Annotated in this window: 14 protein-coding genes; 6 read left to right on the top strand and 8 right to left on the bottom strand. The window is 64.7% G+C overall.

Annotated elements, in window-relative coordinates; translation table 11 throughout:
• Window positions 1–39: 39 nt before the first annotated feature.
• Window positions 40–240 carry a hypothetical protein gene (locus I2H31_RS01305; protein WP_196291192.1) on the bottom strand — a complete coding sequence of 67 codons (201 nt, stop codon included), beginning with the start codon at window positions 238–240 and terminating at the stop codon, window positions 40–42.
• Window positions 241–605: 365 nt separating this feature from the next.
• Complete coding sequence (locus I2H31_RS01300) at window positions 606–1,493, bottom strand: DNA/RNA non-specific endonuclease (protein WP_196291191.1); 888 nt, start codon at window positions 1,491–1,493, stop codon at window positions 606–608.
• A gap of 277 nt (window positions 1,494–1,770) precedes the next feature.
• Here I2H31_RS01300 and I2H31_RS01295 point away from each other — a divergent pair, with 277 nt between their 5' ends.
• Window positions 1,771–3,381: a T9SS type A sorting domain-containing protein gene (locus tag I2H31_RS01295; protein WP_196291190.1), complete on the top strand. Its 1,611-nt coding sequence runs from the start codon at window positions 1,771–1,773 to the stop codon at window positions 3,379–3,381.
• A 92-nt stretch (window positions 3,382–3,473) separates the two neighbouring features.
• Here the strand turns inward: I2H31_RS01295 and I2H31_RS01290 are convergent, their stop codons facing one another.
• Window positions 3,474–5,708, bottom strand: coding sequence for a T9SS type A sorting domain-containing protein (locus I2H31_RS01290; RefSeq protein WP_196291189.1), 2,235 nt, complete (start codon window positions 5,706–5,708; stop codon window positions 3,474–3,476).
• A gap of 369 nt (window positions 5,709–6,077) precedes the next feature.
• On the opposite strand from I2H31_RS01290, the gene I2H31_RS01285 reads away from it, so the two are divergent.
• Window positions 6,078–7,436, top strand: a complete 1,359-nt coding sequence (locus I2H31_RS01285; RefSeq protein WP_196291188.1) for a sigma-54-dependent transcriptional regulator — start codon at window positions 6,078–6,080, stop codon at window positions 7,434–7,436.
• A gap of 69 nt (window positions 7,437–7,505) precedes the next feature.
• Complete coding sequence (locus I2H31_RS01280) at window positions 7,506–10,379, top strand: PAS domain S-box protein (protein ID WP_196291187.1); 2,874 nt, start codon at window positions 7,506–7,508, stop codon at window positions 10,377–10,379.
• A gap of 299 nt (window positions 10,380–10,678) precedes the next feature.
• Here I2H31_RS01280 and I2H31_RS01275 read toward each other — a convergent pair whose 3' ends face one another.
• On the bottom strand, window positions 10,679–11,065 hold the full coding sequence (locus tag I2H31_RS01275) for a T9SS type A sorting domain-containing protein (protein ID WP_196291186.1): 387 nt from the start codon (window positions 11,063–11,065) through the stop codon (window positions 10,679–10,681).
• A 174-nt stretch (window positions 11,066–11,239) separates the two neighbouring features.
• Here I2H31_RS01275 and I2H31_RS01270 point away from each other — a divergent pair, with 174 nt between their 5' ends.
• From I2H31_RS01270 to I2H31_RS01260, 3 genes are all read left to right on the top strand, one after another.
• A complete protein-coding gene (locus tag I2H31_RS01270; RefSeq protein ID WP_196291185.1) occupies window positions 11,240–12,358 on the top strand; it encodes an NAD(P)/FAD-dependent oxidoreductase in 1,119 nt (372 codons plus the stop codon).
• A gap of 169 nt (window positions 12,359–12,527) precedes the next feature.
• On the top strand, window positions 12,528–13,745 hold the full coding sequence (locus I2H31_RS01265; protein ID WP_196291184.1) for a type III polyketide synthase: 1,218 nt from the start codon (window positions 12,528–12,530) through the stop codon (window positions 13,743–13,745).
• Window positions 13,746–13,748: 3 nt separating this feature from the next.
• Entirely contained in the window at window positions 13,749–14,447 is a 699-nt protein-coding gene (locus tag I2H31_RS01260) for a methyltransferase domain-containing protein (protein WP_196291183.1), read from the top strand.
• An 82-nt stretch (window positions 14,448–14,529) separates the two neighbouring features.
• Here the strand turns inward: I2H31_RS01260 and I2H31_RS01255 are convergent, their stop codons facing one another.
• The 4 genes from I2H31_RS01255 to kduD all read right to left on the bottom strand — a co-directional run bounded on the left by I2H31_RS01255 (window position 14,530) and on the right by kduD (window position 20,200).
• A complete protein-coding gene (locus I2H31_RS01255; protein ID WP_196291182.1) occupies window positions 14,530–15,435 on the bottom strand; it encodes a histone deacetylase family protein in 906 nt (301 codons plus the stop codon).
• 42 nt (window positions 15,436–15,477) lie between these two features.
• Entirely contained in the window at window positions 15,478–17,079 is a 1,602-nt protein-coding gene (locus I2H31_RS01250; protein WP_196291181.1) for a family 43 glycosylhydrolase, read from the bottom strand.
• A 208-nt stretch (window positions 17,080–17,287) separates the two neighbouring features.
• Window positions 17,288–19,243 carry a polysaccharide lyase family 8 super-sandwich domain-containing protein gene (locus tag I2H31_RS01245; protein WP_196291180.1) on the bottom strand — a complete coding sequence of 652 codons (1,956 nt, stop codon included), beginning with the start codon at window positions 19,241–19,243 and terminating at the stop codon, window positions 17,288–17,290.
• A gap of 192 nt (window positions 19,244–19,435) precedes the next feature.
• Window positions 19,436–20,200 carry a 2-dehydro-3-deoxy-D-gluconate 5-dehydrogenase KduD gene (kduD, locus tag I2H31_RS01240; RefSeq protein WP_196291179.1) on the bottom strand — a complete coding sequence of 255 codons (765 nt, stop codon included), beginning with the start codon at window positions 20,198–20,200 and terminating at the stop codon, window positions 19,436–19,438.
• Between the last annotated feature and the right edge of the window lie 6 nt (window positions 20,201–20,206).

Here is a 20,206-nt window from a genome sequence, read left to right as displayed (position 1 = left end):
TTTTTGGGCGAAAAAAAAGCCGTTTCGAAAACGAAACGGCTACACGAGAAGCGGCGGCACTGCGGCCGGGTTGGGCACAAAAAAACCGTTTCGGAAAACCAAAACGGCAACAGGGCAAAAACCAGAAAAAGCAGTGTAAAAATCGGCGGAGCCGACGGGCGACGAGACCTTCCGGTCTCGCTGCGGAACGTCGTGGTCGAGCGTTCCGCACTTCATCAATTGGTTATTGGGGTGAAGCACGATGCAAAATTACGGAATCATTTCGCCGGGCAAATAGCTGGTAATGTTAAATTTTTATTTCATCTTTTTCTCAGGAATTTTCCGACTCCCGATTTCAAGCTAACTGGCTAATAAGCGTCCATTTCAGCCCAATTTTTTAGCCTGAATAAAATTTTGGCATTTTCTAACCTATTGCGTTGCAAGCAGAACCCACCGTAACTTAGACTCTTTATTCCTTAATTGTCGGCAACAGCCCTCATTGCGGAAATCAAAAAGCCCATGAAATACACGCGTATTCCATGGGCTTTTTAATGCCTGCTTTATTCACTGATTAAGGGCGCAAAAAATCGCCCGCAAACCTGCGAAAATCAGCAACGCGGGACGGTTTAGGAAGTGGGCCCCGTATCCACCTTCGACTCGATGGCGGCCTGCACTGTGCTGTTCACCGCCGAGAGGATGTTGTAGCCTGTGGCGGCCTCGATGGCGTCCACGGTGGTGCGGTAGCTGCCCCAGCTGGAGCTGATGCTGGTGGTGTTGGGCGTGTCGATGGCGATGACGCGCGTGCTGGTGGTCACGCGGCCGGCGTCGGAACTGCCCTCCGATAATACGACCACGACTTTCCAACAGCGGGCCGGCACCGTGATTTTGCCGCCGGCAATGGTGGTGGCGTAGCCGTTCACGCCGGTGCCGCCGCTGCCGTAGCTCCCGCAGATGACGTACAGTTCCTTGCCCTGGCCCACCAGCGTGCGCTCATAATTCTCCAGGCCGGCCCAGGTTTGCTGGTTGTTGTTGGCGGCCTGGGGCATCATGTTCGTCATCAGAAAGGTGGCCGAATTGTCGGCCACCGAGCCGGTGCGGTCGGCCGAGGGGCAATTGTGGCCGCGGTCGAAGCCCGAGCCGGTGTAGCTGCTGCTCGTGGCCCGGAACCAGCCGCTGGGCAGTGTGGCGTCGGAAGCGAAGTTGTCCTGGCGGGCGGTGCTGCCCAGCCAAGCGCTGCTCAGGTGCCAGCTCACCCAGTTCGGCTTGCCCTTGTCGCGGCTATATGAGAGGCTGTACTGGGTTTTGGTCATCAGGTAGTTGTTGGGCGAGTTGGTGGCGTCGGTCACGGCGCCGCTGGGGTTGCCCATGGCCAGGTTGCTGTCGCGGGTGGCGTCCTGGTTGGTAGTGGCAGAGGCGGGGTCAGCGGCCGGGGCCATGTCCTCCGTGCGCGAACAGGAAACAGCCAGGGCCGTGAGCAGCGCCAGGCTGCCAATGCGTAAAAATGTTTGCTTCATAAAATGGAAAAGGGGAAATGGTGAGTAGCGACCCCAAAATTCTGGTACTAACATTTCGGGGCTACCATCGCAATGTTACGGCTCGGTTATCATTATCCGAGGGGCAAAGAGCACAAGATTTTGGCATTGATAGTCAGTCTTTTTGGAATGATATTTGAGCATTTCAGCATCGTATTCTAGCTGAATTACAAACCCTGAGGGGCCGGCGAACTCGCTTCTCGAGGGTAGTGCATTGACTTGTTATTTTTCCGTTTTTTCCACCTTCTCTCCCTTCCACATGCACAAACTGTTACGCTTCTCCTGCCTGCTGGCCTTCGTTGGCCTGCTATTCGCTCACCCCGCGGCCGCTTCTCACATGCAGGGCGGCGACCTTACCTACGCCTCGCTGGGCAACAACCAATACCGTGTCACGCTGCACGTCTACCGCGACTGCTCGGGCATCACCCTGTCGCCCTTCACGCTGGAATGCCGCTCGGGCGGCTGCAATACCGTAGCCAACATCACGGCCCCCTTCGTGCAGGTGGGGCCGTCGGTGATAGGGCGCCAGTACTGCGCCACCCTCACCGGTACCTGCAACGCCACCGTCACCAACACCGAAGCCTTCACCTACACGGCCACCGTGACGCTGCCGCCCGCCGCTCGCTGGACGCTCAGCACCGCCCAGAACGCCCGCCCCAGCACCACCAACATCACCGCGCCCGGCGACCTCTACTTTGAAGCCACGCTCAGCAACCTCATCGCGGTGCCGGGCACCACGGGCCAGCCCATCGTCAACAGCTCGCCGGTGGCCAGCGTGCAGCCGGCCTTTTTTGTGCCGGTGCACCACCTTTCCACGCTCAGCAACAACGCGTTCGATGCCGACGGCGACTCGCTGGTGTATTCGCTGGAAACGCCCCTGCAGGCCTGCAACGTGCCCGTGACCTTCGCGGCGTATCCGTCGGCCTCGACCACGGTTATCAGCACCAGCCCGGCGTGCTTTTACCAGCCCCTGTCCATTGCGACGTACAGCGCGACGCTCCCCATTTTTGTGGACACCGACACCGTGGGCACCTGCCCCGCCAAAGCCGGCGCCAACCCGCGCTTCACCTTCGATGCCCGCACGGGCAGCATCAGCCTGCAGCCGGGCCGCTTCCTCAACACGCCCAGCTCCTCGGGCGATGACAAATACGTCGCCGCCATCAAAATCAGCGAGTACCGGCGCATCAACGGCAGCTACGTGCTGATTGGCACCACGCGCCGCGAGCTGTATTTTATGGTGTACGACTGCGGCACCAACCTGCTGCCGGTGGTGAGCCCCCTGCTCGCCGTGCAATCGGGCACCCGCACCACCACGCAGGCCCTGGGCCAGGCCATTCCGGTGACGGCCGGCGAACCGGTTTCGGTGCTGGTGAACGCCACTGACCGCAACGCCGGCCAGGCCCTCACCTTCACGCTGGACTACAACGCCACCGCCAACGCCACCTTGCAAAACCTGGGCAATGGCCAGGCCCGCCTCACCTTCACGCCGCCCCTGAACACCCCGGCCGGCCTCTACCGCGTGGCCGTGACGGCCGAGGACGACGCCTGCCCCATCAAAGGCATGAACACACAGCTCATCACGTTCCGCGTATCGGCCAGCGCCCCGCTGGCGGCCCGCCCCAAAGCAGCCCAGAACATCGCCGCCTACCCCAACCCTTTCACCGACGAGGTGCAGTTCCAGCTGGGCACGCCCGGCGTGCAGGTTCTGACCATCAGCGACTACCTGGGCCGGGCCGTGGCCACCGTGCGCAGCCAGCCTGATAGCAGCGTGCGCTGGCAGCCCGCCGCCGAGCTGCCCGCCGGCCTCTACTTGGCCCGCTCCGCCGATGGCAGCCAGGCCGTGCGCCTGCTCCGCAACGCCACCCGGTAACAACCAAATGGCGGCCCGTCAAACGGCCAGCCACAAAAAAGCCCTGCTGACCACGTCAGCAGGGCTTTTTTGTGGCAGAAAGGCAAGGTGGCTTAGCGGGTGCCCACCACCAGGCGCTGCGTGGCCAGCGTCTGCCCGGCGGCATCGCGCAGCACCACGTGGTAGAGGCCGGGCGCCAGGGTGGGCAGGGCCACTTGGGCAGCGGCGTTGGGCACGGCCAACTCGCCGGCCAGCTGGCCCAGCTGCGAGTAGGCCTGCACCAGGCCGCCCGTGACGGGCAGGTTGGGGCAATGCACCAGCACAGCGTCGGCACTGGCGGCGGGGTTGGGGTACACTTCCAGCTGCGGCGCGGCCACGGCTCCTTTGCCCACGGCCAGCGAGGCCACCGGCGAGAGCACCGCGCTGCCGTCGCGGTCTACCTGCCGCAGGCGGTAATAGAGCACGGCCACGCCCAGGGCGCCGGCTTCGGCGTCGCGCAGCTTATAGCTCAGCGTGCTGCTGCTGCTGCCGGCGGCATTCACCCGGCCCACGGCCACGAAGGGGGCATCGGCGCCGGTGGTGCGCTCCACCACAAAGTAGTCGCTGTTTTTTTCCGAGGCCGTGGTCCAGGTCACGTCGGCGCCGTTGTTGGCCCATTTGGCCCCAAAGGTGGTCAGCTGCACGGGCAGCGGCACAAAGAGCGAAGGCAGGCCGCCGGTCTTGTCGTCGGCGAAGGCGCCGTAAATGGGCAGAGTCGTCAGCAGCGACGCGCCCGACTTCGCCGTGAGCTGCACCGACTTGAAGGGCTGCGTGGTGAGGAAGGAGATTTCGTGCTGGCCGTTGGGCAGCAGGTTGAGGGCCAGCAGCGAGCTGCCCGAAGCGCTTTCCAGCATGTGGCCGTTCTCGTCATACGTGGTGAGGGTGAACTGGTCGAGCGCGCTGGCATCGAGCAGGCCGCCCCCGTCGCCCACCACCATGCCGGCCCGGTTGCCGGCCGTGCCCGTACCGTTGAGGGCCAGCTTCAGTTCCACCACCGAAAGCGCCGCCGTGGGCAGGGCCAGGGTGGCAAAGGTGTTGGGGTCGTTGTCGGCCGCGCCGGCCGGGTTCGTCACGCCGCAGCTGCCGTTGATGCTCACGCACACGCCGGCCTGGGTTCGCACTTCGTAGGTGCTGGCGAACGTGGGCTTGGTGGGGTCGTTGTCCGACAGCACGTGCGTCGAGCCCTCGAAGGCGTGCGGCTCCACCCCAAAGCCATAGTACAGCTTCAGGTCATCGAGCACCGACACCAGCCCAATCCGCTCAATTTTCACTTCGTCGAAGGGCAGATTGGTGCGGAAGCTCACCTGGTACTTGCCGTCGGGCAGCACGTGCAGCTCCAGCAGGTCGGCGCCGGTGGCCGACTCGCCCGTGGGCTGGCCGTCGCGGTAGGTGGTCAGGCGCAGGCCCGCCAAGATGCTCAGGTCCAGCAGGTCGTCGTTGCCGATGACAAACCCGGCGTAATAGCCGCCCGGCGCATCGAGGCTGCCCGCCAGCTTCACCGACAGCGCCGCCGGGCAGGCCACCGAAACCACGCTGCTGAAGGTGGAATAGTTGGTCAGGTCGTTGTCGACGGCCCGCTCGGGGTTGTTCACGCCCGCGCCGACGCAGGCGCTCAGCACGCCCGTGTTGGAAGTGCCGGCGCCGTAGTACTGGGCCAGGCCGGCGCCCGTGGCGCTGAACTGCGACACAATGCCCCGCGCCTGCGGCTGCACCAGCGAGGGCACGGCGTAGGCGTAGTACACCTTCAGCTTAAACGAAGCCGTCAGCAGCCCTCCCACGTTAATCTGGACGTGGGTGAAGGGCAGCTTGGCCACGAACTCCAGTTGCGTGGGCCGGGTGCCGCCCAACAGAATGTCCTTCGCCACTTCGGCCGACACCACCCGCGTTTCCTGCAGCTGGGTGCCGCTGTAAGTGGTCAGCGTAATCACGCTCACCGCGCTTAGGTTGAGGGGGTTGCCCACCGTGCCGGCGTTGCCCACCGCCATGCCCACCCGGTCGCCGGCCGCGCCGCCGGGACCGTTCAGGCCCAGCCGCAGGCTGGCCGAATTGGCTATACTGAGGAAGGTGTTGATGACGGCGTAGTTGTCGAGGGCAGCGTCGGCGGCCCGTTCGGGGTTTTCCACCCCGGTTTCAATGCCGGTTATGGGGGCCCGGAAGTAGGGAGTGTACTGCGAGTAATCGCCGGCGGTGGAATAATGAGGGCCCGTGGAAGCTACGGCCGAAGCGGAGCCCATTGTGAACATTAGGGCGGCCAGCGCCCACGTCCGCAGCCGGACAATGGGAGTAACGGTGAGAGTAAAGATTCGCATGGCTGTTGGGAAAAAATATTTACGATTTGGCACGTCGCCACCCTTTTCCATGCAATTCCGCGGCCACCGCGGCGCCGCTATTCTGCCCGTCTAATAATCAGCCAGATACATTTTAAGCAAAATTCTTAATCAGTCTCATTTTGGGATATTGTTCCTAAATTGAGAATTAAGAAAATTTTCGCCCCAATCCGGTTCGCTATTCGCCCCGTATATGCCTCATTTTGCCGAACATTTCTTTCACTCTGCCAATTGTGGCGTATTTTTGCAATATGATTTTTCTAATGCTGAACGCATTTTAACTACGCTTCTCTTTCCTTATTTCACGGCTGGGCGCCAGCCCGCCGCTGCTTTCTCCCGCCCCCTGTTTCTATGATGCCTACTCTACCCTTCAAGATTTTCGTGGTGGAAGACAACGAGTGGTATGGCGAGCTGCTGGTGCACCGCCTGGGCCAAAACCCCAACCACAGCGTGCTTCGGTTTGCCACGGCCAAGGCTTGCATTGAGCAACTGGGCGAACAGCCCGATTTCATTACCCTCGACTACTCGTTGCCCGACGCCAAGGGCGAGCAGGTGCTGCGCCAGATAAAGGAGCGGCTGCCCGGCGTCGAAGTCATCGTCATTTCGGGCCAGGAAGACGTGGGCACGGCCGTGAGCATGCTCCGCCAGGGCGCCTACGACTACCTGGTGAAGGACGAAAACACGCTCGACCGCCTCTGGAACATCGTGGGCAAGGTGGAGCAGCAGGTGCGCCTGCGCCGCGAAAACAGCCAGCTGCGCCAGCAAATCGGCGTGCGCTTCGGCGCGGGGCAGCCCATTCTGGGCGAGCACCAGTCCATGCAGCACGTGCAAACGCTCATCACCAAGGCGGCCCGCACCACCATCACCGTGAGCGTGAGCGGCGAAACCGGCACGGGCAAGGAGCTGGTGGCCAAAGCAATTCACTTTCAGTCGGGCCGGGCCGCGCAGCCCTTCGTGGCCGTGAACATGGCCGCCATTCCGCGCGAGCTGGTGGAAAGCGAGTTATTTGGCCACGAAAAAGGCGCCTTCACCGGCGCGGTGGCCCGGCGCGTGGGTCGGCTGGAAGAGGCCAACGGCGGCACCCTGTTTTTGGACGAAATCGCGGACCTCGACCTGAGCCTGCAAGCCAAGCTGCTGCGCGTACTCCAGGAACGGGAAGTGACGCGGGTGGGTGGCAACCAGGCCGTGGCCTTCGACGTGCGCCTCATTGTGGCCACGCACCGCGACCTACTGGCCGAGGTGCAGGCCGGCCGCTTTCGCGAAGACCTGTACTACCGCCTGCTGGGCCTGCCCATTGCGCTGCCGCCCCTGCGCCAGCGCGGCGCCGACGTGCTGTTGCTGGCCGAGGTGTTTGTGCGGGACTTCTGCGCGCAGAACAACCTGCCCCCGCGCCAGCTCACGGACGACGCCCGCGAGCGGCTGCGCACCCATCCCTTTCCCGGCAACGTGCGCGAGCTCAAGGCCGTGGTGGAGCTGGCCACCGTGCTGGCCGACGGCGAGCTGATAGACGCCAACGACCTGCCCCTGCGCTCCGGCCGGGCCGCCATGGGGGCCAGCAGCGGGCTGTCGCTCCGCGAGCAAACCACGGCCATCGTGCAGAATTGCCTCGACGAGCTGAACGGCGATGTGCTGGCCGCGGCGGCCCGCCTCCGCATCGGCAAATCGACTATTTACCGCATGATACAGCAGCAGGAGCTGCGCGTGGGGTAACGCCGCCCCCGGCGCCCGCTCACCGGCCTTACCTTGCCCCTGCGTTCTCCCCCGTTAAGCTCTGTCCCGATGATGCGTCGCTCCCGTTCTCCTCGCCTGGCCCGCCGCCCGGCCGCGCCGGCCGCGCGACGGGCGTTGAGCCGACCGGTTCCGGACGCGGGCACCGCGGCCGTGCCGGAAAAGCCCCTGTTTGGGAATGGGCTGGCCGACAAAGTGCCGCTCATCCTGTTCAGCTACGACACCCTGCACCGGCGGCTGTTGCACTGCAACCGCCACTGCGAAACCGTGTTGGGCTTCAGCGTGCCGGAGCTGCTGGCCCTGGGGCCCCGGCTGGGCACCACCTTGCTGCACCCCAGCTCGCTGGCCCAAATACAGCACAGCGATTTAGGCCAGCGGCTTGGGGAGGACCGCGCCCTGAGCTGGGACTGCCGGGTGCGCCACCGCGACGGCAGCTGGCGCTGGCTTCGCATCCGGGTGCGGGCCAGCGCCTGGGCGCCCAACGGCCGCGTGCAGGAGCTCATGGGCAGCGCCGAGGACGTGACGCGCCACCGCGCCGCCGTGGCCGAGCTGCGCCAAAACCGCCACCTGCTGCGCCAGGTGGTGGACCTGGTGCCCAACCTTATTTACATCTACGACCTGCGCGAGGAGCGCAACACCTACACCAACCGCCGCATCGAGCTGGTGCTGGGCTACACCAGCGAGGAACTGCGGTCCTTTCCCAACGGCCGCCTGCTGCCCGACCTGCTGCCCCCCGACGCCCAGCAGCGCCTGCGCGAGCACTGGAACGCCGTGGCCCAGTTGCCCGACGGCGAAGTGCTGACGCTGGAGTACGCCATCCATCACCGCAACGGCTCGCTGCGCTGGCTGCGCAGCAGCCACACCCCGTTTGCGCGCACGGCCGACGGCACGGTGACCAGCATCATCGGCGTGGCCGAGGACATCACCGACCGGCGCACCACCGACGCCCACCGCCTGGCCGCCACCGAGCGCCTGGCCGAGCAGCACCGCCTGTTCCGGCAGGTGATTGACACGCTGCCGCACCCCATCTACCTCAAGGACGGCAACAGCAACTACCTGCTGGCCAACCGCGCGATGGCCGACCTGTACGGCCTGACGCCCGACGAGCTGGTGCGCTTTGGCACGGCCAACACTCCGCTGCTGACCAGCAGCGACCTGGCCCGCTACCAGGAGCAGGACCGCCAGGTGCTGGCCACCGGCCAGGACCTGACCATTGAGGAGTCGTACACCTATCCCGACGGGTCGGTGTCGTGGTTCAGCAGCGTGAAGCGCCTGTTTGTGCGCGCCGACGGCACCGCGCAGGTGCTGGGCGTGGACAGCAACATCAGCGAGTTGAAGCTTGCCCAGCAGGCGCTGGAAGAGGCCATTGGCGAAGCCGAGGTGGACGCGCAGGCCAAGCAGGACTTTCTGGCCAACATGAGCCACGAAATCCGCACGCCGCTGCACGGCATTCTGGGCCTGACCGGGGTGCTGGCCAAAACCACGCTCAGCCGCAGCCAGCACGACTACCTGCGCCTGCTGGCCGAGTCGGCCGAGCACCTGCTCACGGTGCTGAACGACGTGCTGACCACCGCCCGCCTCGGCGCCGGCAAGCTGCGCGCCGAGCTCACCCCCTTCAGCCCCGGCGAACTGCTGACCGGCTGCGCGGCCCTGCTCCGGCCCCGGGCCCGCGAAAAAGGCCTGCGCCTGCGCATCGAAAAGCCCGCCGGCCTGCCCGAAATGCTGGGCGACGCCCACCGGCTGCGGCAGGTGCTGCTCAACCTGGTCAGCAACGCCCTGAAATTTACCGAAAGCGGGCAGGTGCGCCTGCGCGGCCGCCAGGTGGCGGGCCCGCGCGAGCAACGCGAGCCGGCCGGCACCGTGTGGCTGCAGTTCACGGTGAGCGACACGGGCGTGGGCATCGCGCCCGAGACGCTGGAAAAGGTGTTTGAGCCCTTCACCCAGGCCGCCGCCAGCACCGACCGCGAGTACGGCGGCTCGGGCCTGGGCCTGAGCATTTCGGAAGGCCTGGTGGCCCTCATGGGCGGCACGCTGCGCGTGTGCAGCGAGCTGGGCCGTGGCAGCACCTTCGCCTTCACGCTGCCGTTTCAGCCGGTGCGGGCGGCCCCGCCGGCCCCGGACCCGGAGCCGCCCCTGCCGCCCGCCGACGCGGTGGCCGGCCGCATCCTGCTCGTGGAAGACAACATGGTGAACAGCCTGCTGGCCGAAACCGTGCTGCGCAACTGGGGCTGGCAGGTGACCACGGCGGCTAGCGGCCCGGCCGCCATTCAGCTGTTTGAGCACCGGCCCTTCGACCTGGTGCTCATGGACATTCAGATGCCGGGCATGGACGGCGAAACCGCCGCCCGCGCCCTGCGCGCCCACCCCAACGCCGCCCAGGCCGCCACGCCCATCATCGCGCTCACCGCCCGCGCCCAGGCCGGCGAGGCCGAACGCCTGATGGCCGCCGGCTTCGACGGCTACCTGGCCAAACCTTACCGCGAGGAACAGCTCCTCGAAACCATGCAGGCCGTGCTGGCCCAGCATTCCCGCGTTTCCGAACCTACTCCCTTATACCAAACCCCTTCTGCGATGGACTCCCCTCTCTACGACCTCAGCAACGTGCGCCAGCTGGTGCGCCAGGATGAAAGCATTGTGCGCCGCCTGGCGTGGGCGTTCATCGAAACCACGCCCGCCATCCTCACCGCCCTCGACGAAGCCCTGACCAAGCCCGACTGGGAAGCCGTGGGCGACGCGGCCCACCACCTCAAAAGCTCACTCGACGGGCTGGGAGTGGAAAGCCTCCGCCACGTCATCCGCGAGATTGAGGCCTACGGCCAGACGCCGCCCGACCCGGCCGTGGCCGCCCGGCAAATTGCCCAGGTGCGCGCCGTGACCGAAGACGTGATGGCCGGCCTGCGGGCCGAATTCCCGGAGCAGGGCTAAGCAAAAGCCGAAATCTTGTTGAAACCTGCTTTCGCGTTTCGGGGTTGAAGACTCAGCAGTGGCTCCCCGACCGGGGCCGCTTTTTTCCACCCGATTTTCCCTTGTCTTATGTTTATTTTCATGCTCGGCCTGTTGGTACTCACGGCCATTCTCGCATACAGCACCGTCAACGACGTGAAGGAAATGCTTGCCCCGGAACCCGTGCGGGTGAAGTAGGCCTTCTGATGATTGAAAATAAAAAAAGCAGCCCAAGAGCTGCTTTTTTTGTGACCTTTGCCCAGACAAGCCGGGCGAATGGACTAGCGAATAACCAGCTTGCACATCTGGCTGGTGTTGTCCGACTCCAGGCGCACGTAGTAGAGGCCGTTGGCAAACTTGCTCAGGTCGAGCATCTTGGTATAACGGTCGTTGAGTTCGGTGAGGGTTTCGCGGTACATCACCGAGCCGATGACGTTCAGCACGCTCAACTCCACTTTTTTGCCTTGCAGGTTGTTGATGGTGAGGTGCACGATGCCGGTGCTGGGGTTGGGGTACACCACGAGGGTTTTCTCGTCGTTGCCGGGCTTGCTGCCCTGCTGGCCCGGGCGGGTGATTGCCGCCGAAGCACCGGGCAGGTGCAGCACGGGGGCCAGGCCGAAGCTCAAACACGCACACAATAGCAGAGGTAGAAAGTAGCGTTGCATCATAGTATAATTAAGGGGTGGGGAAAGGAGCTTAGGGCGTAATGGAGGTAACGAAAAATGGTGCTTTTAGTTGACAAAGGTACGGCGGCTTACTCGTCGGGCCTAGTTGTATATACAGAAACCTCGATGAAGTACGGTACTTTCGCCGCCATTGTTCACATTTTACCGACCAATTAGGTGGATATACTCTTGATTGGCGGCGGCTTGGCCGGCCTGGCCGCGGCCCTGGACCTCACCGCGCGCGGCCACCGCGTGGCCGTGGTGGAGCGCAAGCAGTACCCTTTCCACAAGGTGTGCGGCGAGTACGTGAGCAACGAAGTCCTCCCCTACCTGCGCTGCCTGGGCGCCGACCCGGCCGCGCTGGGGCCGGCCGCCATCACGCAATTTCAGCTCTCGTCGCCGGGCGGGCGCACCCTCAGCGCGCCGCTTGATTTGGGTGGTTTTGGAGTGAGCCGCTACGCGCTGGATGATTTTCTGTACCGGCTGGCCGAGCAGCGGGGCGTGGTTTTCTACCTGAAAAGCACGGTGACGGACGTGGCCTACGACGCCGCGGCCGACCAGCACCTGGTTTCCCTAGCCGACGGCCGGCAGCTTGCGGCGCGCGTGGTGCTGGGCACCTACGGCAAGCGCGCCAACCTCGACCGGCAATTGCAGCGCGGCTTTTTTGCGCAGCGCTCGCCTTACCTCGGCGTGAAGTACCACCTGCGCCTGCCGGGCTTTCGGCGCGACGTGATTGCGCTGCACAACTTTGCCGACGGCTACGCCGGCATTTCGGCCATCGAAGAAGACAAGCTGTGCTTCTGCTACCTCACCACTCGCGCAAACCTGCGCCGCCACGGCACCATTCCGGCCCTGGAGGCAGCAGTGCTGGCCCAAAACCCGCGCCTGCGCGAAATCCTGAACGCCGCCGAGGTGCTATACCCGCAGCCAGAGGTCATCAATGAGATTTCTTTCGCGGCCAAGCAGCCGGTGGAGCAGCACATTTTGATGGTGGGCGACGCGGCCGGCCTCATCACGCCGCTGTGCGGCAACGGCATGGCCATGGCGCTGCACGGGGCGGCGCTGGCGGCGGCGGCGGCGCACGACTTTCTAAGCCATAAAACCACGCGGGCGGGCATGGAGTCGGCCTATTCCCAGGCGTGGAAGGCGCAGTTTGGGGCGCGGCTGCGGGTGGGGCGGGCGGTGCAGCGCCTGTTTGGCGGGCCGGTGCTGAGCGAGCTGGTGGTGGGCGGCCTGCGCCACTGGCCGGGCGCCGTGCAGGCGCTGATGCGCCGCACCCACGGCCGGGAATTTTAGGTGCCGACTTGACCGCCGCCGAGGCCACGCCAAAAAGTTATTAACCCAATTTTAATCCGACGGCGGGCAAAACCGGTTGTAATCCCGTAACTAGGGCGAGTCAGTGCCGGGGCCGGGTGCCCGGGCGGCCATTTCGTTCCTGCTTTTTCGCCCGTAATTCCTTCCCGGCATGCCGAGTTATCTAGGTGCCATTGGCACGGCCAACCCCATTCATCGCATTGCCCAGCCGCAGATTGCCGAGTTCATGGCCGGGGCGCTGGGCTTTGGCGAAGCCGACACGCGCAAGCTGCGGGCGCTGTACCGGGTGTCGGGCATCGAGCACCGCTACTCGGTGCTGCCCGACTACGGCCGGGCCAACGGCGAGTATACGTTTTTCCCCAACACGCCCGACCTGGAGCCTTTCCCGAGCGTGGGCCAGCGCATGGCCGTGTACCGCCGCGAGGCCCTGCCCCTGGCCGTGGAGGCCGTGCGCAACGCCCTGCACCAGGTGCCCGACGTAGCCGTGGGCAGCATCACGCACCTCATCACGGTGAGTTGCACGGGCATGTACGCGCCGGGGCTGGACATTGAACTGGTGCAGGCGCTGGGGCTGCGGCCAGATGTGCGCCGCACCTGCGTGAACTTCATGGGCTGCTACGCGGCCGTGAACGCCCTGAAGCTGGCCGACGCTTTTTGCCTGGCCGATGCCGGGGCCCGCGTGCTCATCGTGAGCGTGGAGCTGTGCACGCTGCATTTCCAGAAAAGCCCGGAGGAAGACCACCTCGTGAGCAATGCCCTGTTTGGCGACGGCGCGGCGGCCTGCCTGGTGCAGGCCCAGCCGCTGCCCAACGAGGCGCCCAGCCTGGCGCTGCAAGCCTTTCACTGCGGCCTGGAGCCCAATGGGCACGACGACATGGCCTGGCACATCAACAACTTCGGGTTTGAGATGACGCTGAGCAGCTATGTGCCCAAGCTCATTCAGCGCGGCATCGGGAACCTGACGAATGGGCTGCTCAGCAGCTTGCCGGTGCAGCTGGGCGACATCCGGCACTTCGCCATTCATCCCGGCGGGCGCAAGATTCTGGAAACCATCGAAACCGAGCTGGGCCTGACGCGCGACGACAACCGCCACGCCTACCGCGTGCTGCGCGACTACGGCAACATGTCGTCGGCCACGGTGCTGTTTGTGCTGCGCGAAGTGCTGGCCCACGCCACGCCCGCCGACCACGGCGCGCCGGTTCTCAGTTTCGCTTTTGGGCCAGGGTTGACGATGGAAGCCATGCTGCTGGAGGTTTCATTTAACAATTATCATTTCACATTTAACAAGCAGGCACAGGCAGATGAGTCGCCAAAGCAGGATGACCCGGCTCCTGCTGCTCTATCACTCGAACTGTTAAATGTTACTTGATAAATGTTAAATGAAAGAGCTTCCGGCCCGGAGCTGATGGACGACCTGACGCTGGCCTCCGACGCCCTGCGCCATAACCTCGACGAGCTCGAAACCATCAATACCTGGCTGGGCGGCTACGCGCCGGTGCTGGATGCGCTGAACCGACTGCGGCCGCGCTTTCCTGCCGGCCGCGCCCTGCGCGTGGCCGACCTGGGCAGCGGCGGCGGCGATACCCTGCGCCAGATAGCCCGCTGGGCGCGCAAGCAAGACCTGCGCGTGGAGCTGGTGGGCATCGACGCCAACGAATTCATGCTGGAATACGCGGCGGGCAAAAGCCGGGAATACCCCGAAATCAGCTACCAGCAATTCGATATTTTCTCGCCCGAATTTCAGGCGCAGCCCTACGACGTGCTGACGTGCAGCCTGTTTTGCCACCATTTTACGGATGAGGAGCTGGTGACGCTGCTGCGGCAATGGCAGCAGCAGGCGGGAGTGGCTGTCGTCATCAATGACCTGCACCGGCACTGGCTGGCTTACCACAGCATCAAGTGGCTCACGCGGCTGCTGGGCGGCTCGTATCTGGTGCGGCACGATGCGCCGCTGTCCGTAGCCCGCGCCTTCCGGCGGGCCGACTGGGTGGCACTGCTGGCGCGGGCCGGCATCACGAAGTACGAGCTGCGCTGGCGCTGGGCGTTTCGCTGGCAGCTGATTCTCATTTAACAATTATCAATTAGCATTTAGCAGCCGTTCAAGCTGCGCCACTGGGTTCGTCGAACGGCTGCTAAATGTTAATTGATAATTGTTAAATGAAGAGCCCGGCCGCCACGCGAAAGGTATTGGCATGGGCTTCCACGATGTCGATGATGCGCTCGGAATAGCCGCCGCCCATGCACACTACTACGGGCAGGCGGTGCCGGTGGCAAAGGCTGAGCACGATTTCATCGCGCTGGCGGCAGCCGTCGCGGCTGAGGGCGAGGTGGCCCAGCTTATCGGTGGCCAGCACGTCGACGCCGGCTAGGTAGAACACGAAATCGGGCCGCACTTCATCCAGCAGGCGCGGGAGCGTGGCGACCAGCAGGCTGAGGTAGGGGGCGTCGTCGGTGCCGTCGGGCAGGGGCAGGTCGAGGTCGGAGGTTTCCTTGCGGGCGGGGTAGTTGCGGGCGCCGTGCATGGAAAAGGTGAACACCCGCGGCTCGTGCTGGAAAATGGCGGCCGTGCCGTTGCCCTGGTGCACGTCGAGGTCCACGATGAGGACTTTTTGCACGCGGGGCTCGTGGGCCAGCAGCCAGGCGGCCGCGGCGGCCTGGTCGTTCAGCAGGCAAAACCCTTCGCCCCGCGCCCGAAAAGCGTGGTGCGTGCCGCCGGCAATGTTGAACGCCACGCCCGTGGCCAGTGCCCGGCACGCGCACTCAATGGTGCCGCCCAGGATGGTGACTTCCCGCTCAAACAGCGCCGCCGACCACGGGAAGCCGGTGGCGCGCTCTTCTTGCCGGGTGAGCTGGCCCCGGCGCAACCGCTCGTAATAATCGGCGTCGTGCACCAGCAGCACGTCGGCATCGGGCGGCGGGACGGGTGCGAAAAAGTCGGCTTCCGTCGCGGTGCCTTCGCGCAGGAGCTGCTCGGGCAGCAGCTCGTATTTCAGCATCGGGAAGCGGTGGCCGGCGGGCAGCGGGTGGGCGTAAATAGGGTCGAAAGCAATGGGCAGCATCGGGCACCAACAAAATAAACGCAGCAATGGCCGCCGGCTTTATTACTCGCTGAGCAGCTCGAACCGCTCAAAGGCAACAGTAGCTGTGGCTGGGCCCTGGGCCAGCAGGCCCACGCGCACGCCCTGGTCCCAGGGCGGCAGGTGAGCACCGCTTAGGGTGCCGTCGTGGGGCAGCGGGTTGGCCCAGGTGTGGCCCTCGTCGGTGCTCCAGGCGAAGCCGTAGCTGCTGCCGGCGCGCACTTGCAGGCGCAGCTGCACGGCGTGGGCCGCCGCAACGGGCAGCGGAATTTCGGCCAGCAGGCGGGTTTTGCCGACCCGGCGCTCCTGTAGCTGCAGCGTGGCGTTGCTGGCGGTGAAAGCCAGGGCGTTATCGGGGTTGCCGATGGCGACGAGGCCGGCGCTGGCGCCGGTGGGCAGGGCAGCGGGGTTCAGCAGCGTGGTGGTGGCCGTGTAATTGGCGGAGCTAATGCTGCGGCCCAGGGCCGCACCGCCCGCGTCGGGACTGGCCGTGAGGTAAAGCTGGCCGTTGCGCACGGCCAGCCGCGGCCGGTGCTGCACGGGCCACTGCCAGGTCAGCGCCAGGGTGGATTGGTCGAACTCATCGGCCAGGGCCACGGGCTGGATGCGGCCGGGGCTGGCCGTGCCGGGCGAGATGGGCGGCTGGTTCAGAAACGCGGGCCAGCCGTCGGCGTTCCAGGCAAACTCGCTGAGCACGCCCTGGCGGCCCACGTTCTCGAAGCTGCCGGTTTGGTAGGCGTGGTGCAGCAGGTACCAATGGCCGTTGCGCTCCAGGGCGGTGCCGTGGCCGGGGCAGCTCCAGGCGGCGTTCGTGGACAGCAAGGGGTTGCGGGGGCATTTTTCCCAGGGGCCGAGCAGGCGCCGGGCCCGGGCCACGCCAATGGCGTAGGTGCAGGAAGCGCCGCAGCAGCCGTTGGCCGCGTAAAAAGCGTAGAAGTAGCCGGCACGCCGCACCACGCCCACGCCTTCCACAAGGTTGCCCTCCCAGGGCGCGGTGTTGCGGAACAACTCGGTTTTTTCGCCGGTGAGGGCCGTGCGAGCCTCATTCATGGGCTGGGCCCAGATGGGCGTGGGCTGCTGCACGCTGTTGCCGTCTTCCTTCCAAAGGAGGTAGAGGCGGCCTTTTTCGTCGCGCACGGGAAACGGGTCGATGGAGCCGTCGGGCTGGCCCACCAGCGGGCCGTGGTCGCGGTACGGACCTTCGGGGCGGTCGGCGCTGGCCACGCCGATGGCCAGGTTGCCGCCCTTTTGGTGGGCGGCGTAGTACACGTAGGTTTTGCCGCCTTCCTGGCTGATTTCAGGCGCCCAGAAATAGTAGTCGGCCCACTCCGGCAGCGCATCCGGAAACACGTAGCCCACCAGCTGCCAGCTGGCGAGGTCCCGGGATTTGAGCAGCGGAAACACCGGCCCCCAGTTGGAAGACGTGGCCGAGGCCCAGTAGCTGTCGCCGATTTTGGTCGCCGACGGGTCGGGGAAGTCGCCGGGCAGCACGGGGTTGGCGATGGCGGGCGGCCGCGCCTCAGTGGTGGCCCGGGTCAGCGACTGGCGCGGCTGGCAGCTCAGCAGCCCACCGCACGCCAGCCCCACTCCCACCGCCACCCGCCGAAAAATCACAGAAAAAATCATCGTCTAAAAAGCGCTGGCAGCCAGGAAGGCGGCCGGCTCAAGTCCTTGCCCGGCGACGCTTCCTGCCCGCCCGAATGCGTGTACGGCCGCCGGCCTGCCCCGGGCAAAGTGCCCTGCGCCAGGGCTGCCGCCGGGCATCAACGCTTCTCAAACAGTCCCTTTGTCGCAAAGCAGCTGTTTGAGGATAAAACTGTGGTTTTTAGCAACCTCATAGCGGCGTTTTTACGCTGCTACCCAGTAAGTCGCCCTGGGGCAGGGTGATGGTCCGGGAGGTGCCGTTGATGCTCAGCCGAATGTTTTGCAGCGTGCGGGTAGGGTCGGCCACCCACACTTCGGGCCGCGAAGTGGCGCGCTTATAAATCAGCAGGCACGGGCTGCCGGCCTCGATGCTGGTGGTAGCACTCACGCGCAGCTGCCCGGGCTGGTAGAAGGCGGCCAGCACCCGGTCGTTGAAGGCAATGGCTTGCACGGCGCGGGTGTTGGCCAGCACTTGCGCCGGAAAATGGCGGGCCGCGTCGCGCGTCTGTTGCTGGCCCAATCCGGTTTGCACGGCGTAGGCATAATCCGACGTTTTGCTTTGGGGCAGCAAAATGGTGCAGGTTTTCCGCACCTCGGTCCCGGCCGCCAGCACCGCCGGCGAGGCAACATCCACGGCCGGCCAGTTGCTTTTTCTGGCTTGCACCAACGTTTTCGGCTGGCTGCCAGGGGTTAGGAAGAAGTAGCCGATGCTGTCGTGCCAGAGCCACCGCAGGCTGCTCGGGGTTGCCTCAGCGTTCAGGAGTGGCGCCTTATAGTAAGTCTGATTAACCGTCGTGACCACGTTTTTGGCGTCCTGGGACTCGATGCCCGCCCCGAGGGCCACGAGTGTGTTGCCCACCAGGAAATAGCTTTTGCGCGCCTGGAGGCCGAGCCGGTCGTACGCCATGGTGCTCAGGCCCGCAGCGCCGTCCGACACCTGCCCCACAAAAGCCGCTTCGTTGTTGGATTTCAGCACCTGGGCATCGCCCGGCGCCATAGTGGTGTCACAAGTGGTGCCGGGCAGCAGGGCCCAGTTCCAGTACGCCTCAATGTCGTGGTACTCCCGGCCGGTGCGCTGCACCAGGCTCACGCCGTCGTTCAGATAGGCCCCGAGTTGGTTTTCCCCGTTAATGGACTCGATTTTTCTCACGAAGGGGCCGTGCGTTTTCACGCTCATGAAATACCGGTTCCGAGCCAGCTGCACCAGGTAGCCGCTTCGCCAGAAGCTTTGGTTGCCCTGTAGCTGGCAGGCCGCATCGGCCGGGCCGCCGAAGCCATCGAGAAAGTACCGGCAGGCCTGGGCCGGGTTGAGGGCGCGCACCAGCCGCAAGTCGTCGTAGAGCACCTGCCCTCGCTTGGTGTCGGCGCCGGCCCGCAGCTGCCGGCCGCGGGTCGTCATGTCCATCCTGCCCCGGAATACCGTCCAGCGCAGGCCGTTGGCGCAATAGTCAAAGAGGATGCGCTGCTTCTCCGGCGTAAAAGTATAGCCGGTGCCCTCCGTGACGGCCAGCCAAAACAATAGGCTGTTCACGAAGTGCAGGCCGTAGTTACCAAACTGCAGCATGGCGCCGTGCTGCTGAAACGAATAGTCCGGCTGAATGCCTTCACCGGTGGTGACTTCGATGACCGTGGCCATGTTGGCCAGCGCCTGGTTTAGCTGGGCGGCATCGTTGTGCAGCAGCGCCACGCGGGCTTCGATGTCGTGCTGCCAGATTTTGTTCTGGCCCGTGGGGTTCTTCTGCGCAATGCGCGGGCGCAGCACGTCGTCGAGAAACGCCCGCTCTTGCGCAGTGGCCTCAGTTCCCAGCATTAGCAGCAGGCTGGAGTAGGCGAAGGGGGTATTGATTTGGTTTTGCCACCAGTTCGGGCAGCGAAAATCATGGCTTGTCCAGTAGGTCAGGCCCCGGTGCAGCGCCGCCAGGTACTGCGGGTCGTGGTTGCGGTGGTACTGCCGGGCCACCAGCAACAGGCGGTAGAGGTGCCAGGAGGGCGGCCAGGCGTTGCTCAGCGTGGATTGGTAGTCAACGTCGGGCCAGGCGCCCTCCGGCGTCAGGGAGGCGTAGTAGCCCGCGCCGTCCTGCGCGTAGCTGATGTCGCCGCTCAGCTGGTAGCTCCGTTCGCTGGCGTAGGCGGTGTCGGAAAGCAAGAGCCGCACGCAACGGCTACGCACCGTTTCCAGCTCGCCTGCCCGCGCTGCCGGCAACTGGGCCCACGTGCTGGCAATGGAACCGCAGGCAAGCAAAATAATAAGAGCAATAGTTGCCTTCATTTTTTTATGTGTTTAGATAAAAGGCATTCGAGCAGCCGGCCGGATGACCTTGTTCACTGCTCGCTGATTTTACCGTCCCATCCAGCCGCCGTCGACGGTGAGGATGGTGCCGTGCACGTAATCGCTGGCCGCCGAGGCCAGGAACACCGTTGGCCCTTTAAAATCGTCGGCCTCGGCCCAGCGGCCGGCCGGAATGCGCGAAAGGATGGCGGCGCTGCGCTCTTCGTCCTGACGCAGGGCGGCGGTATTATCAGTAGCCACGTAGCCGGGCGCAATGGCGTTTACGTTCACCCCACGGCCGGCCCACTCGTTGGCCAGCGCCTTCACCAGCGAGCCGATGGCGCCCTTGCTGGCCGCATAGCCCGGCACGTTGATGCCGCCCTGAAACGTGAGCAGCGAGGCCGTGAAGATGATTTTGCCCTGTCCCCGCTTCAGCATCCCGGCACCCAAAGCGCGAGCCAGCCGGAAGGGCGCATCGAGGTTGATATTGAGCACATCATCCCAATCCTTATCAGAATGTTCAGCGGCCGGCGTGCGGCGGATAATGCCGGCGTTGTTGACCAAAATATCGATAACCGGAAAATCCTGCGCGACCTGATTCAGGAAAACATCCACCTGCGCACGTTGGCCGAAATCGGCCTGGTAGCTGTGGAAGCGCCGGCCCAGGACCCGCACCAGTCGGCCGGTTTCGCCGCCGTCCGGCTCCGCCGTGGCCGATACGCCGATGATGTCGGCTCCGGCATCGGCCAGGCCCAGCGCCATGGCTTGGCCGATGCCGCGGGTGCAGCCCGTCACCAACGCCATTTTACCGGTTAAATCAAAAACAGAAGCCATGGGAGC

The organism is Hymenobacter ruricola (assembly GCF_015694525.1).
Classification (GTDB): domain Bacteria; phylum Bacteroidota; class Bacteroidia; order Cytophagales; family Hymenobacteraceae; genus Hymenobacter; species Hymenobacter ruricola.
This window is presented reverse-complemented; position numbering and strand designations above follow the sequence as displayed.